Origin of the sequence: Streptomyces neyagawaensis (assembly GCF_023516595.1) — a bacterium.
Taxonomy (GTDB): domain Bacteria; phylum Actinomycetota; class Actinomycetes; order Streptomycetales; family Streptomycetaceae; genus Streptomyces; species Streptomyces neyagawaensis.
Genome location: NZ_JAMGBG010000001.1, coordinates 487,752 through 502,570, shown reverse-complemented (window position 1 = coordinate 502,570; position 14,819 = coordinate 487,752). Strand labels below are relative to the sequence as shown.

General features: G+C 71.2%; 9 protein-coding genes. 8 read left to right on the top strand and 1 reads right to left on the bottom strand.

Going from position 1 to position 14,819, the window contains the following annotated elements; genetic code table 11:
* Window positions 1-130: 130 nt before the first annotated feature.
* The 7 genes from M8J73_RS02070 (at window position 131) to M8J73_RS02040 (ending at window position 11,671) form a co-directional block, all read left to right on the top strand.
* Window positions 131-1,936 (top strand): DUF4192 domain-containing protein, encoded by a 1,806-nt coding sequence (locus M8J73_RS02070; protein ID WP_372503875.1) that lies wholly within the window; start codon window positions 131-133, stop codon window positions 1,934-1,936.
* A gap of 351 nt (window positions 1,937-2,287) precedes the next feature.
* Complete coding sequence (locus M8J73_RS02065; protein ID WP_249828149.1) at window positions 2,288-4,507, top strand: glycogen debranching N-terminal domain-containing protein; 2,220 nt, start codon at window positions 2,288-2,290, stop codon at window positions 4,505-4,507.
* Window positions 4,508-4,658: 151 nt separating this feature from the next.
* Complete coding sequence (locus M8J73_RS02060) at window positions 4,659-5,417, top strand: NUDIX hydrolase (RefSeq protein ID WP_055542950.1); 759 nt, start codon at window positions 4,659-4,661, stop codon at window positions 5,415-5,417.
* A 118-nt stretch (window positions 5,418-5,535) separates the two neighbouring features.
* Entirely contained in the window at window positions 5,536-7,431 is a 1,896-nt protein-coding gene (locus M8J73_RS02055) for an ABC transporter ATP-binding protein (RefSeq protein ID WP_249828148.1), read from the top strand.
* 185 nt (window positions 7,432-7,616) lie between these two features.
* Window positions 7,617-8,504, top strand: a complete 888-nt coding sequence (locus M8J73_RS02050; protein WP_079055105.1) for a FadR/GntR family transcriptional regulator — start codon at window positions 7,617-7,619, stop codon at window positions 8,502-8,504.
* Window positions 8,505-9,160: 656 nt separating this feature from the next.
* Complete coding sequence (locus tag M8J73_RS02045; RefSeq protein ID WP_055541357.1) at window positions 9,161-10,699, top strand: RNA polymerase sigma factor; 1,539 nt, start codon at window positions 9,161-9,163, stop codon at window positions 10,697-10,699.
* A 156-nt stretch (window positions 10,700-10,855) separates the two neighbouring features.
* Window positions 10,856-11,671 (top strand): serine protease, encoded by an 816-nt coding sequence (locus M8J73_RS02040; protein ID WP_055541353.1) that lies wholly within the window; start codon window positions 10,856-10,858, stop codon window positions 11,669-11,671.
* A 223-nt stretch (window positions 11,672-11,894) separates the two neighbouring features.
* Here the strand turns inward: M8J73_RS02040 and M8J73_RS02035 are convergent, their stop codons facing one another.
* Complete coding sequence (locus M8J73_RS02035; RefSeq protein ID WP_055512778.1) at window positions 11,895-12,125, bottom strand: DUF7455 domain-containing protein; 231 nt, start codon at window positions 12,123-12,125, stop codon at window positions 11,895-11,897.
* A gap of 467 nt (window positions 12,126-12,592) precedes the next feature.
* On the opposite strand from M8J73_RS02035, the gene M8J73_RS02030 reads away from it, so the two are divergent.
* On the top strand, window positions 12,593-14,716 hold the full coding sequence (locus M8J73_RS02030) for a DNA gyrase/topoisomerase IV subunit B (protein ID WP_055541352.1): 2,124 nt from the start codon (window positions 12,593-12,595) through the stop codon (window positions 14,714-14,716).
* The last annotated feature ends 103 nt before the right edge of the window (window positions 14,717-14,819 follow it).

The following is a 14,819-nucleotide window of genomic DNA, read 5'->3' as shown; positions in this document are numbered from 1 at the left end:
CCATGCAAGCCGATGCCTCGGACATCGCGCCGACGAGCGGTGCGGACCTGTGGACAACCTCTGACGTGGCCATGGTCGGACTTATCCACAGGTCAAAGCGGAATTCCAAGATCCGCGAGATGGTCGCCGCATGACGAATCACAGCGAAGCGGCCGGGACCTCCGGCAACGGTGACATCAGCGGGCAGAACGGCTGGAGCGGGCGTGGGGAGACCACCGCCTACGAGGACCGCGAGCGGCGACCTCTCCCGGACCGTGACGACTGGGAGCCGCGGCCTCGGTCGGAGCGTGACGACTGGGGGCCACGACATCAGCCCGGGCACGACGAGTCCGCGGGGCACGGGGCGGTACCCGAGAGGGCGGTGCCGCTAGTGGGGCATGCGCCGGCACCCGAAGGGACTGTCCCGCTCATGGGTCACGGTGAATGCGGGGCGTACGCGGGGCACGGCGCGGCCGTCGGCCCCGGCGGCGAGCAACAGGTCACCCTGCGGACCCCGGCCGAGCTGGCCGACGCCCTGCCGTATCTGCTCGGCTATCGCCCCGAGGACAGCATCGTTCTCGTCGCACTGCACGACGGGGAGGCGAAGGGGCGGTTCGGCGGGCGTGCCCGGCTCGGGATCCCGGCCCACACGGACGACTGGCCGTCCGTGGCGCAGCAACTGGCCCACGGGCTGGTGACCGGCAGCGAGCGCCGGGGCGCCAAACCGGAGAGCATGGTCGCCTTCCTGTGCCAGGACCCGGCGGGCGGCGAGTCGGCGCGCGACGTCATGGAGCGCCTGCGGCCACTGGCCCAACTCCTGCGCAGGGCCTGCGGCGCCCTCGACGTCCCGGTGGTCGAGGCCCTGTGCATCTCCGACGGCCGCTTCTGGTCGTACTGCTGCCCGGGCAACGGATGCTGTTCCCCGGACGGCGAGGCGATGGGGCTGCCCGGCACTTCCGTGCTCGCCGCTGCCGCGACCTACGCGGGCCTTCAGGTGCGCGGCACGCTACGGGAGTTGCGGGCACGGCTGATGCCCTGGGAGACCGCGGCGGCTCTGCAGCAGGAGGCCGCGCTCGACGCCGCCCAGGCTGCCCTCGTCCCGCGCATCCTGGAAGCGGAGAGCCGCGCTGACGTGGCGGAGGAGACGCTCGCGGTGGTCCGGCGCGCCATGGAGCGCCTCGCGGCCGTACCGACCGTGTCCGGCACCCTCGACGCGGACCTGCGGGACGACGAGCTGATCGGTCATGACGACGCCGCGACCATGATTCTGGGCCTCCAGGACAGGGCGACCCGGGACCGGGCCGCGGAGTGGATGGAGGGTGACGAGGCGAGTCCCGCGCTCCGACTCTGGCGCGCTCTCGCCCGCCGCTGCGTGGGCCCCTATGGAGAACACGCCGCAGCTCCTCTCACACTGGCCGGCTGGGTGGCGTGGTCCACGGGCGACGAGCTGGAGGCCCGCGAAGCCCTGGCCATGGCCCTCGCCGCCGACCGCGACTACCTCTTCGCCCGCCTCCTCCACCAGGCCTGCAACGAAGGCCTCGACCCCGAGTCGATCCGCCGCTGCCTCCGCGCGGAACGCAGGGGGCGAGCGCTTCCGAGGACCACGACGGAGGCAGGCGCCGAGGCCGCACCGGACGTCGCGGAGCAGCCGAGCGAGGCGACAACGGCGGTCGAGCCGTCACCCGGTCGCGTGGCATCCGCGGACAAGGCATGCGGCACCGGCTCTCGGCGCCGGCGCCGGTCACGACCGGAGCGGAGCCCGGACACCCACGCCGGCCGGCGTTCACCCCGCGGTCCGGCCCAGCCACGTCGTCCGCGTTCCACCGACGGCGCCTCATCCGGAGGCCGACGCTCGGCACGCGCCGCCGACGGCCCCAGCGGCCGAGCACGGGCCCGCCGGGCCGTCGACGGCCAAGGTGCGAAGCCGGAGGGGACGCAGGCCGATGAACAGCCGTGACGTGGAAGGGACGCAGGCCCCGACGCACGGCCAGGAAGGGCGGTACGCCGATGAGCGGCTGTGCCCCGGAAAGGGACGCATGCCGATGAGCGGCCGTGCCCCGAAAGGCACGCAGGCCGATGAGTGGCCGTGCCTCAGAAGGGACGTACGCCGATGAGTGGCCGTGCCCCAGAAGGGACGTACGCCGATGAACGGCTGCACCGTGACCCGGAGTGGAGCCGTTCCGTTCACCTGAGTGGCGGTATCCGTGGCTTGTCCTCGCCGCCACCCCGTCCCGTCACACCGCCACCACTGTTCTCCACCAGGTGCCGAGCGCACCCACCGCGCGCCGAACGCAGAAGAAGCCACTCCATGTCCCTGCCCTCCTTGCCCGACGCCTACGACGACATCCCGTCGTTCGGCAGGCTCCGCCAGCCCACCCCCCGCACCCGCAGGGGGGACGGCATCCCGGCCCCACGCCCGGAGATCCGCAACCCGTCATCGCCCGCCATCGGCGTGCGCCCGAGGACCCCGAGCGGCCCCAAGCTCCCCACAACCGGCCCGGGCACCCCCACCCCACCGACCGCCACGCCTGGCGGAAACCAGGCGCGTACCTCACCGTCGCTTCCGGGCCCCCGACGCCCCACGGAGCTGCCCCCCGCCCACACCACGTTGACCTGCGTCGCTCTGCCGGGCCTCGCGATCTCCGGCGAACACGGCCAGCTGACCGGTGAGGGGCTGGAAGGCTTCTACCGCGGGGGACGGCGCATGCTCTCGCGCTGCCAGATCCGTGTGGCCGGACGGGAGCCCCTTCCGGTCCAGGCGCGGATGGTCACGGCCGACCGGGCCCGCATCGTGGGAACGCTGCGCGTCTCCGCCGACGCCGGTCCCGACCCGGACGTGATCGTCGAACGCACCCGCCACGCCGACGGCACCGAGCGGATCACCCTGCACAGTACGGCCCGCCGGCCACTGCGCCTGCCCGTCGAGGTGTCCCTGGGCACGGACCTCGCGGAACTGGGCGCCGTCGCCTCCGGCAGCGCCGGGCCGGAGCTGCCCGCCAGCGTCCGTGACGCGGGCCTGCGCTGGTCCTGCGCCACCGGTCATTCGACCGTCACCGCCTCCCCGCCACCCGCCGACGCCCTGGCCTCGGCCGGGCTGCTGCGCTGGGAGTTGGAACTGCCCCCCGGTGGCTCGCGCAGCGTGGAGCTACGGGTACGACCGGACGGGGCGGGCCCCATCAGACCGGTGGGACGCGGAGCCACGAGCCCCCTCGCCCAGGCGGACGCCGCAGGCGACGACCCGCGGGCCGGGGCGCTGCTGCACACATGCCTGGAAGACCTGGAATCTCTACTGCTGCGCGACCCCGCCCACCCGTCCGACATCCACCTCGCGGCGGGCGCGCCCTGGCGCTGCGGCATGGCCCCGGCCGACGCCCTGATCGCGGCCCGTATGACGCTGCCCCTAGGTACGCGTCTCGCCGCGGGCACCCTGCGCACCCTGGCCCGCACTCAACTCGCCGGCCCGATGGCCCGGTCGGGAATGATCCCCGGCCCACGGAGGGACGCGGGCCCTCATCTGCCGCCGGGCTGCACCGGCACCGAAGCCACCCTCCTCTTCCCCGCGCTCCTCGCCGAGGCCAGACGCTGGGGGCTGCCCGAGCAGGAGACCGAGGAGCTGCTGCCGGCCGCCGAGCGCTGTCTGCGGTGGCTGCGGGCCACCGTCGGAGCCGGGACCTATCTGCCCGACCCCGGCCCCGGCGGCCCGCTGCGCTGCGAGACCCAGGCACACGCCCACCGGGCCGCGCTGCTGGGCGCCGACCTGCTCGACGCGTACGGCCGACCCGGCGCGGACGAGCTGAGGGAGTGGGCGATACGGCTGCGCACCCGATTCCAGGCGGACTTCTGGGTGGAGGACCGCGGCGGCGGCCGGCCCGCCGCCGCACGCACCCTCGACGGGCGCCTCGTCCCACATCTGGGCGCGGCCACAGCCCACCTCCTCGACACAGGACTGCTCGGCGGGGGCCGCCAGGCTCCGGGCCTGCTCGACAAGGTGCAGACCGAGCAGCTCGCGCGGCTGCTCGGAGGACCTGCCATGGATTCCGGGTGGGGGCTGCGCAGCCTCGGTGCCAAGGAGGCGGCGTACAACCCGTTCGGGCATCGCAGCGGTGCCGTGCGCGTGCAGGAGACGGCGATCGCGGTCGCCGGGCTCGCGGCGGCGGGCTACGAGAAGGAGGCGAGCGCTCTGATGCGGGGAGTGCTGGCGGCGGCCGAGAGCTTCGGCCACCGGCTGCCGGAGATGTATGCGGGGGAGCAGCGCACGGCGGGCGGCGCGCCCCTGCCGCATCCGGCCGCGTGCAGACCGGCCGCGACCGCGGCGGCCTCGGGTGTGCTGCTGCTCGCCACCCTCGTGGGTATCCGGCCGGACACCCCGGCCGGCACGGTGACGCTGCGTCCGGTGAGCAGCGCGCCGCTGGGCGAGATCGGCCTGACCGGCCTGCGCGTGGCCGGCGCCCCCTTCGCCGTGCGCGTCAGCAGACTGGGGCTCGCCATGGTCGAGGAAGCGGCCGACGGTCTGCAGCTGGGAGGGTGACCTCGGCGGACGCATGATCGACCTCGCTCTGTGCGGATCTCGCGAAGGCACCGGGTGGATCATGAGTCAGGTGTCGGAGAGAAGCGGATCAAGAACGGAAGCGACCACTGAAGGGAGTGTTTATCGTCAGGAAGACGACTATGATCGCGGCATGCCCTACGACCCGTCGGACTACCCGCCCTTCGCCGTCACCGTCGACCTGGTCGTGCTGACCGTCCGCCGTCACGCGCTGTGCGCGCTGACCGTGCGGCGGGGCGAACAGCCCTTCCAGGGGCGGTGGGCGCTGCCCGGCGGCTTCGTACGGCCCGACGAGGATCTGGCACAGGCCGCCGCACGGGAACTGTCCGAGGAGACCGGGCTGACCGCCCACGACCCGTCCGCCCCGGCACAGGACAACGGTGCGCACCTGGAGCAGTTGGCGACCTACGGCGACCCGAAGCGAGACCCGCGGATGAGGGTCGTCAGCGTCGCCCACCTCGCGCTCGCCCCCGACCTGCCGGCACCCCGGCCGGGCGGCGACGCGAACAGCGCGCGCTGGGCGCCCGTCGAGGAGTTGCTGGCTGAAGGGGGCTACGGGCGCGACGGCGAGCCGGTGGCGCCGCTGGCCTTCGACCACGCGCAGATCCTTGCGGACGGCGTGGAGCGTGCTCGCTCGAAGATCGAGTACTCCTCGCTGGCGACCGCCTTCTGCCCGCCGGAGTTCACCGTCGGTGAGCTGCGCCGCGTCTACGAGGCGGTGTGGGCCGTGGCGCTCGACCCGCGCAATTTCCACCGCAAGGTGACGGGTACGCCCGGCTTCCTGGTGCCGACCGGTGGCACCACCACTCGGCAGGGCGGCCGCCCCGCCCAGCTCTTCCGTGCCGGTGGCGCCACCCTCCTCAACCCGCCGATGCTCCGCCCCGAGGTCTGACGGGACGAGGTCCAGGGAGCCGAGGTCTGTCCGGCGGCGTCGTCCGGCGCCGCCCGCTGCCTCGAAGCGAGCCGCGAGGTGCCCGGAAAACCGTACATATCGCGCTATCTTGCTTCGGGTGATCCAGGCCATCGGATTGACCAGCACCCCTCGCAAGGAGCTTCCGCGCGCCGTCGACGACGTGTCGTTCGAGGCGCACTCCGGCCGTGTCACCGCACTCCTCGGAACGTCGGGTGCGGGCAGGACGACCGTGCTCAGGCTGATGCTCGAACTCCAAAAGGGCCGCGGAATCACCTACTTCAGAGGCCGCCCCCTGCACCGCATCGCGCACCCCAACCGCGAAGTGGGTGCTCTGCTCGGCGAAGTACCGGGGCACCCGGCCCGCACGGTCCGCGGTCATCTACGGATGCTGTGCGCGGCCGCGGGACTGCCCGTGCGGCGGGCCGACGAAGTCCTGGAGGTGGTGGGTCTGGTCAGTCTGCGCGAGGCCCGGTTGAGCACTCTCTCGCGGGGCATGGACCGCCGACTCGGACTGGCCTGTGCGCTGCTGTCCGACCCGCACGCCCTCGTCCTCGACGAGCCCACCCACGGGTTGTCCGTGCGCGAAGGGCGTTGGCTGCACGGGATCATGCGGGCGCACGCGACCCAGGGCGGCGCCGTCCTGTTCACCACCGGCGACCCCAAGGAGGCCGCACGGATCGCCGACCGGGTACTCACCCTCGAACAGGGCCGACTCGTCGCCGACCAGGACGTCGCCGACTTCTCCCGCACCCGCCTCCGCCCCCGGGTGGCCGTCCGCACCCCGCACGCCGCCCGTCTCGGCGCCCTGCTGACCAAGGAGGCCCGGACCGCACGACGTTCCGTGGAGATCGTCCGCGAGGGCGGCAACCGGCTCTCCGTGTACGGCAGTACGTGCGCCGAGGTAGGTGAGACCGCGTTCCGGCACGGCATTCTCGTACACCAACTCGCCGACGAGATCGGTGACATGGGGCCGATGGCCGCCGCGACGTCGACACCGTCGCGACCTGGTGAAGGGGAACCGGGGGAGGAGGATTCCGGTGACTCCGCCGAGGAGGCTCATGGGGTGGACGGTGCCCCCGACCACTCCAGCCCCAGCAGCCACACAAATCACATCAACACCACCGATGCTTCACGGCACCTCACTCCTCGCCCGCCCCACCTGCCCCGCTCGGTCGAAGCCGGCACGCTGCCCCCGCTCCCGCCCCCCATCACCGTTCGCCCGGCGTCCAACCCCCTGCGTCCCGTGCTGTACGAGTTGCGCCGGGCCACGGGGGTCGCGACCGGTTATGTGACCGCCGTCGTCGTGATCGTCGTCTCCGCGTTCCTGGCCGCGGTGCTGGCCGCGATGGGGCACACTCCGCAGCCACGGCTGCTGGCCGCGTGGCCGCGGGAGCTTCCGCTGCCGCCCGCTGCCGTCGGGGCCGGGCTGCTCGGCGCGATCGCCTTCGGGGACGAGTTCCGGTACCCGGCGTTGGCCGTGGACCGTGGCCCCGTTCCCCGCCGTCTGGGCCTGCTCGCGGCGAAACTCCTCGTCTCGGCCGCCGCCGGGCTGCTGCTGGCCCTGTTCACCGTCGGCTGCGACCTGGAGGTGCTCTACCTGCTCCATGGACCGGAACTCACCTCGGTCCCCGGTGACTGGCTGCCGCTCGGTGCGAGTTGGCTCGGCCTCGTCGTGGGGTGCGCCTGGGCGGGAGTCCTCGCGGCGGGGGTCTTCCGTTCCACCAGTGCGGGGCTCGCGGCCGTGGTCGCCGTCCCCCTCCTCGTCGTCCCCCTGGTGCAGAAGGCGCTGGAGGGGCCGGCTGTGCGACATGCGATCGGATTTCCGATGCGGCTGCGCGAGCTCGTGCTGACGCAGTGGCCGTTCGGCGGTGAGCGCTATGTGGAGGCTGCGGCGCAGGTGATCGTCCAACCCGAGGGAGGCGCGCTGCTGTTGTCGCTGACCGCTTTGCTGGGGGCCTATCTGCTCACGACGGTACGCAGCGGGGTCCGATGATGATCGCCCTCACCCTTTCGTGCTCACCCTCCGTGCTCTTCCGTCGCCGCAATGTGCACAACTCCTCGTAGAACGCCCATTTCTTTCCGATAAGGCGTCAATTGCGACGGGGTGAGCGATCACCCTTTCGTGTGCTTTTCACCAAAGACCTCAAGGGAGTTGAGAACGCAGCCGACAAAGGATGCGTGAGTACCCTTGCGCACACCATGATGACCGCCGCCCGCTCCGCCGATTCCGGCCTCGCAGGACCGGGCGAACTCGACCGCTACCCCTACGCCGAGCACCCCGGCGTCGACCGTGTCGGCCTCCCCTCCTGGGACGGCGCGGACCCCGAGCTGGGGCGCGTGGGCCGTCGCGCCGCCGGGAGCCGTGGACGCGGGCTCCACGGCCAACTCGTCCAGCAGCTCGGCCAGATGATCGTCTCCGGCGACCTGGGGGCCGACCGCCCGCTCGTCCCCGAGGAGATCGGCCAGCGCTTCGAGGTCTCCCGCACCGTCGTCCGTGAGTCCCTCCGCGTCCTGGAGGCGAAGGGCCTGGTCAGCGCCCGCCCGAACGTCGGCACGCGGGTCCGCCCGGTCAGCGACTGGAACCTGCTCGACCCGGACATCATCGAGTGGCGGGCCTTCGGCCCCCAGCGCGACGACCAGCGCCGCGAGCTCAGCGAGCTGCGCTGGACGATCGAGCCGCTCGCCGCCCGCCTCGCCGCCGGGCACGGCCGCGACGACGTCCAGCAGCGGCTCGGCGACATGGTCGAGCTCATGGGGCACGCCATGGCCCAGGGTGACGCGCTGACCTTCTCCCGCGCGGACGCCGAGTTCCACTCGCTGCTCATCCAGGTCGCGGGCAACCGCATGCTGGAGCACCTCTCCGGCATCGTCTCGGCGGCGCTCCAGGTCTCCGGCGGCCCCGCCACCGGCTGCGACCGGCCGGGCGAGTCGACCCTCGTGCACCACGCCCGGATCGTCGACGCCCTCGCCGCGGGCGACGGAGGGGCGGCCGAGGCGGCCATGCGACAGCTGCTGACGGTCCACCCCGAGGTGGAACGTGTGGTGCCCGCGCCGCGCGAGCACTGAGGGCACGCAGAGCGCGACAGCGGCACGGTCGCGGTGTGAGCTCTCGACGACCCTGATCGGCCGGCGAACCGTGTGCCGGCGAACCGTGTGCCGCCGGACCCCATCGGATCCTTCCGGGATTCGGCGGGGCCCGGCGGCGCGACGGGCCGACGCGCCGCCGGGCCGACGGCCGGGGTGCCGCCGCCCGTGGGCCCCGGTGCGGGATCGCCGCGCCCCCGGGCGGGTCCTCCCCGGGTGGGCGAGACCCGTGCCGGACCCCGGTTCCCGTCGCCCCGGTTCCCATCGGCCCCCGGAACGGGACCGTAACGCTCCGCAAATCTGGCGGACCCCCGCCGGGTAGTTCGTTCGGGAATCGTGTGGGTACACGATGCATGAGCACCGGCTGTGGCCCTGCTCGACTACCTCTGGCCATATCTGACCGCTTTTGAGCGCTTACGGGGTGTGACTCGGGCCACGCAGATTGGGCGTAACGCTCGCGGGAACCACGCGATGACCTAAGAGGTGACAGCCGCGGAGGGAATACGGACGCCGTTCAGGGCGCTGTGCATCTTCCCGGCCCCCGCCCGCACCGTCGGCCCATCCCCAAGCCGGTGGTCGGCTCCTGTCCACAGTGGACGGGGCCGGAAGCCGTTTTCCAACGTTCCGAGAGGTTGTTCGTGTCGGCCAGCACATCCCGTACGCTCCCGCCGGAGATCGCCGAGTCCGTCTCTGTCATGGCGCTCATTGAGCGGGGAAAGGCTGAGGGGCAGATCGCCGGCGACGATGTGCGTCGGGCCTTCGAAGCTGACCAGATCCCGGCCACTCAGTGGAAAAACGTACTGCGCAGCCTCAACCAGATCCTCGAGGAAGAGGGTGTGACGCTGATGGTCAGTGCCGCGGAGCCAAAGCGCACCCGAAAGAGCGTCGCAGCGAAGAGTCCGGCCAAGCGCACCGCCACCAAGACGGTCGCGGCGAAGACGGTGACCACCAAGAAGGCCACCGCCGCCGCGCCGGCGGCACCCGCGGCCGAAGCCTCCGCCGAGGACGCCCCCGCCAAGAAGGCCGTCGCCAAGAAGGCGACTGCCAAGAAGGCGGCCCCCGCCAAGAAGACCGTCGCCACCAAGAAGACGGCGGCGAAGAAGACCACCTCCAAGAAGGACGACGTCGAGCTCATCGAGGAAGAAGTCCTCGAGGAGACCCCCGGCGGCAAGCCCGGTGACGAGCCCGAGGGCGCCGAGAGCGCCGGTTTCGTCCTCTCCGACGAGGACGAGGACGACGCGCCGGCCCAGCAGGTCGCCGCCGCCGGTGCCACCGCCGACCCCGTCAAGGACTACCTCAAGCAGATCGGCAAGGTCCCCCTGCTCAACGCCGAGCAGGAGGTCGAGCTCGCCAAGCGCATCGAGGCCGGTCTGTTCGCCGAGGACAAGCTGTCCAACGCCGACAAGCTCGCCCCCAAGCTCAAGCGCGAGCTGGAGATCATCGCCGAGGACGGCCGCCGCGCCAAGAACCACCTCCTGGAGGCCAACCTCCGTCTGGTGGTCTCCCTGGCCAAGCGCTACACCGGCCGCGGCATGCTCTTCCTGGACCTCATCCAGGAGGGCAACCTCGGTCTGATCCGCGCCGTCGAGAAGTTCGACTACACCAAGGGCTACAAGTTCTCCACGTACGCCACCTGGTGGATCCGTCAGGCGATCACCCGAGCGATGGCCGACCAGGCCCGCACCATCCGTATCCCGGTGCACATGGTCGAGGTCATCAACAAGCTCGCGCGCGTCCAGCGCCAGATGCTCCAGGACCTGGGCCGCGAGCCCACCCCGGAGGAGCTGGCCAAGGAACTCGACATGACCCCGGAGAAGGTCATCGAGGTCCAGAAGTACGGCCGCGAGCCGATCTCCCTGCACACCCCGCTGGGCGAGGACGGCGACAGCGAGTTCGGTGACCTCATCGAGGACTCCGAGGCCGTCGTCCCGGCCGACGCGGTCAGCTTCACGCTCCTCCAGGAGCAGCTGCACTCCGTCCTCGACACGCTCTCCGAGCGCGAGGCGGGCGTCGTCTCCATGCGCTTCGGTCTCACCGACGGTCAGCCGAAGACCCTCGACGAGATCGGCAAGGTGTACGGCGTCACGCGTGAGCGCATTCGTCAGATCGAGTCGAAGACGATGTCGAAGCTGCGCCACCCGTCCCGCTCGCAGGTCCTGCGCGACTACCTCGACTGAGCCCGTCGAGGCACCGTCCGCGCGGCAGGCCGAGACAGGCATCGAAGGCCCGGTTCCCCCGAAGGAGCCGGGCCTTCGGCGTGGGCGCGGCATGCGGGCGCCCGCCACGTGGATAACTCTGGGTGTGCCATTCATCTCCCGGAGTCAGGAGCGCGCATGCGTCCCACCATCGCCCGACTGCTGGCCCTCGCGGCCACCACGGCCGTCATACCGCTGGCCGCACCTCCGACCGCGACTGCCGATGTCGTCATCGGCGGTCATCCCGTCGAGATCTCCCAGGCGCCCTGGACGGTGGCACTGTCCAGCCGTGACCGGTTCGGGGGTACGAGAGCCGGGCAGTTCTGCGGCGGCGTCGTGGTGGGTCCCTCCACGGTCATGACGGCCGCCCACTGCCTCAGCGAGGACGTGCTGGGCGGGCCCCCGGCACGGCTCCCCGACCTGAAGGTCATCACGGGCCGCGCCGATCTGCAGTCGAACGAGGGTCAGGAGATCCCGGTGAGCGACACCTGGGTCAATCCGCGGTACGACGCCTCTACGAACGCGGGGGATTTCGCCGTGGTCACACTGGCGACACCGCTCCCCGAGAGTTCCGTCCTCCCGTTGGCGGAAGCCGGCGATCCGGCGTACGAGGCGGACACGGCCGCGGCCGTCTACGGCTGGGGCGACACCACGGGCGCCGGGGACTACGCGCTGAGCCTGCGGGCCGCATCGGTGCGGGTGCTGGCCGACTCCGTGTGCGAGAGGGCCTACCCGGGCGGCGCGGAGGGCCGGTATCGGGCCGACTTCATGGTGTGCGCGGGAGAGCTGAACGGCGGCCGGGACGCCTGCCAGGGGGACAGCGGAGGGCCGCTCGTCGCCCAGGGGAAGCTGATCGGACTCGTGTCATGGGGCAGCGGCTGCGGGCTGGCCGGGAGCCCGGGGGTGTACACCAGGGGCTCCTACGCGGCCCAGGTGCTCGCGGAGAGCCTCTGAGAGGTCGTTGAACGCCGTACCGGCGCTTGATGCCGCGTCCCCGACGGCGGCACCGCCACGGTGCCGTACAGGGCCACGGAACGAGTGCTTGTGCGGAACGAGAGCGGTCGTGGAGGAACGAGAGCGGCCGCGGAACGAGAGCGGGCGGCCACCCCGTGTGTGCGGGAGTGGCCGCCCGGTCACCGGCCTCGAGCCGGTGTCGGCTCGTCGTTGGTGCGAAGCGTCAGCGTTCGTCGGTTTCCGCGGTGGCGGGAACGGACGTCAGCCGCTCCGTCTCGTCCTGTATCTCCGCGGCGATCTTCTTGAGCTCAGGCTCGAACTTACGCCCGTGGTGGGCGCAGAACAGCAGCTCTCCACCGCTCAGCAGGACGACGCGCAGATAGGCCTGGGCGCCGCAGCGGTCGCATCGGTCAGCGGCCGTCAGCGGGGTCGCGGGGGTCAGAACAGTAGTCACGTCGCCTCTTCTCTAGCTCGACGAGCTGTCGTACCAGGGTCAACATCCAACCAGGCCGAAAACGTTCCCGCTCGCGGCTTTTCCTCGAAAAAATCTTTCCAGGCCGGCTGTCTGTTGCCGGTTGGCGGCGAATGAGCCGTAGTGCGTGTCTTCGTGTCGTACGGGTTCGCGCTGTCTGTCGGTGGTTCTGGCGGTTGCTCTCTCGGTTGTACGGTCCTCCCGGCTGGGTTGCCGGTTGTTCATGAGGACGTGCCCGGAGCCTAAATGGTTCATGCCTCGAAGGGAACGTGATATGTACTTCACCCCATCGAGGGATCGAACACGCATGCGAGCCTGGACTACCCTGAGTTTCCAGCGAGGGTGGCGTTACAACGGCTCTACCAGGGCTCGGTACCCTCGGACCGGCAACCGAGCCGGGCCCCTTACCCAAAAGGGCCTCACCTGAAATTCAGCGAGGAGCGAACCGCGTGACCGCCGAGACGTCCGTGCCGTCCACAGCGCTGCTGACCGGAGCAGACCGGGACGGTTCCAACTACACCGCGCGGCACCTGCTCGTCCTCGAGGGGCTCGAGGCCGTGCGGAAGCGCCCCGGAATGTACATCGGCTCGACCGACAGTCGAGGCCTGATGCACTGCCTCTGGGAGATCATCGACAACTCCGTGGACGAGGCCCTCGGAGGCTACTGCGACCACATCGAGGTGATCCTCCACGACGACGCCTCCGTGGAGGTCCGGGACAACGGCCGCGGCATCCCCGTGGACGTCGAGCCCAAGACCGGCCTGTCCGGCGTCGAGGTCGTCATGACCAAGCTGCACGCAGGCGGCAAGTTCGGCGGCGGCTCCTACGCGGCCTCCGGCGGTCTGCACGGCGTGGGCGCCTCCGTGGTGAACGCGCTCTCCGCCCGCCTGGACGTCGAGGTGGACCGCAACGGCGGCACCCACGCCATCAGCTTCCGGCGCGGTGTGCCCGGCGCCTTCGCGGGCAACGGCCCGGACGCGAAGTTCGAGGCCGCGGGCGGGCTGCGCAAGACCAAGCGGATCCCGAAGACGCGTACCGGCACGCGTGTGCGCTACTGGGCCGACCGCCAGATCTTCCTCAAGGACGCCAAGCTCTCGCTGGAGAACCTCCACCAGCGTGCCCGCCAGACCGCGTTCCTGGTGCCCGGCCTGACCATCGTCGTCCGTGACGAGTACGGGCTCGGTGAGGGCGGGAGCAAGGGCGAGGAGTCCTTCCGCTTCGACGGCGGCATCAGCGAGTTCTGCGAGTATCTGGCCACCGACAAGGCTGTCTGCGACATCCTCCGCTTCACCGGTGAGGGCACCTTCAGGGAGACGGTCCCCGTGCTGGACGAGCACGGCCAGATGACCCCCACCCAGGTCACCCGGGAACTCGGCGTCGACGTCGCGCTGCGCTGGGGCACCGGGTACGACTCGACCCTCAAGTCGTTCGTGAACATCATCGCCACGCCCAAGGGCGGCACCCATGTCGCCGGCTTCGAGCAGGCCGTGGCGAGCACGATGAACGAGGTGCTGCGCGCCAAGAAGATGCTCCGGGTCGCCGAGGACGACGTCGTCAAGGACGACGCCCTGGAGGGTCTGACCGCCGTCGTCACCGTGCGTCTGGCCGAGCCGCAGTTCGAGGGCCAGACCAAGGAGGTCCTCGGCACGTCCGCGGCCCGCCGGATCGTTGCGCAGGTGATCTCCAAGGAGCTCAAGGCGTTCCTGACCTCCACCAAGCGGGACGCCGCCGCGCAGGCGCGGGTCGTCATGGAGAAGGTGGTCGCGGCCGCGCGGACGCGTATCGCCGCACGTCAGCACAAGGACGCGCAGCGGCGGAAGACCGCCCTGGAGTCGTCGACGCTGCCCGCCAAGCTCGCCGACTGCCGCAGCGACGACGTCGACCGCAGCGAGCTGTTCATCGTCGAGGGCGACTCCGCGCTCGGCACGGCGAAGCTCGCCCGCAACTCCGAGTTCCAGGCGCTGCTGCCGATCCGCGGCAAGATCCTCAACGTCCAGAAGTCGTCCGTGACGGACATGCTCAAGAACGCCGAGTGCGGCGCGATCATCCAGGTCATAGGGGCCGGGTCCGGGCGCACGTTCGATATCGACGCGGCTCGGTACGGCAAGATCATCATGATGACCGACGCCGACGTGGACGGGTCCCACATCCGGTGCCTGCTGCTGACGCTGTTCCAGCGGTACATGCGGCCGATGGTCGAGGCGGGCCGTGTCTTCGCCGCGGTGCCGCCGCTGCACCGGATCGAGCTGGTGCAGCCGAAGAAGGGCCAGGACAAGTACGTCTACACGTACTCCGACCGGGAGCTGCGGGACAAGCTGCTGGAGTTCCAGAGCAAGAACATCCGCTACAAGGACTCCATCCAGCGGTACAAGGGCCTCGGTGAGATGGACGCGGACCAGCTCGCGGAGACGACGATGGACCCGCGGCACCGGACGCTGCGGCGGATCAACCTCTCGGACCTGGAGGCGGCGGAACAGGTCTTCGACCTGCTGATGGGGAACGACGTCGCGCCGCGCAAGGAGTTCATCTCCAGCTCGGCGGCCACGTTGGACCGGTCCCGTATCGACGCGTGAGCACCGCGCCCGCCCGGCTGTCGGTCGGGCGGGCGCGCCGTCTCAGGCGCGAAGTCGGCCCGCGCTTCACCTGATGGGGTGAACAATGGCGAAGGGGGTCGGC

Excerpts from the sequence above, each read along its gene's own strand:
- M8J73_RS02040 (WP_055541353.1), top strand. The coding sequence starts at position 10,856 with ATGCGTCCCACCATCGCCCGACTGCTGGCCCTCGCGGCCACCACGGCC.
- M8J73_RS02065 (WP_249828149.1), top strand. The coding sequence starts at position 2,288 with ATGTCCCTGCCCTCCTTGCCCGACGCCTACGACGACATCCCGTCGTTC.
- M8J73_RS02070 (WP_372503875.1), top strand. The coding sequence starts at position 131 with ATGACGAATCACAGCGAAGCGGCCGGGACCTCCGGCAACGGTGACATC.
- M8J73_RS02060 (WP_055542950.1), top strand. The coding sequence starts at position 4,659 with ATGCCCTACGACCCGTCGGACTACCCGCCCTTCGCCGTCACCGTCGAC.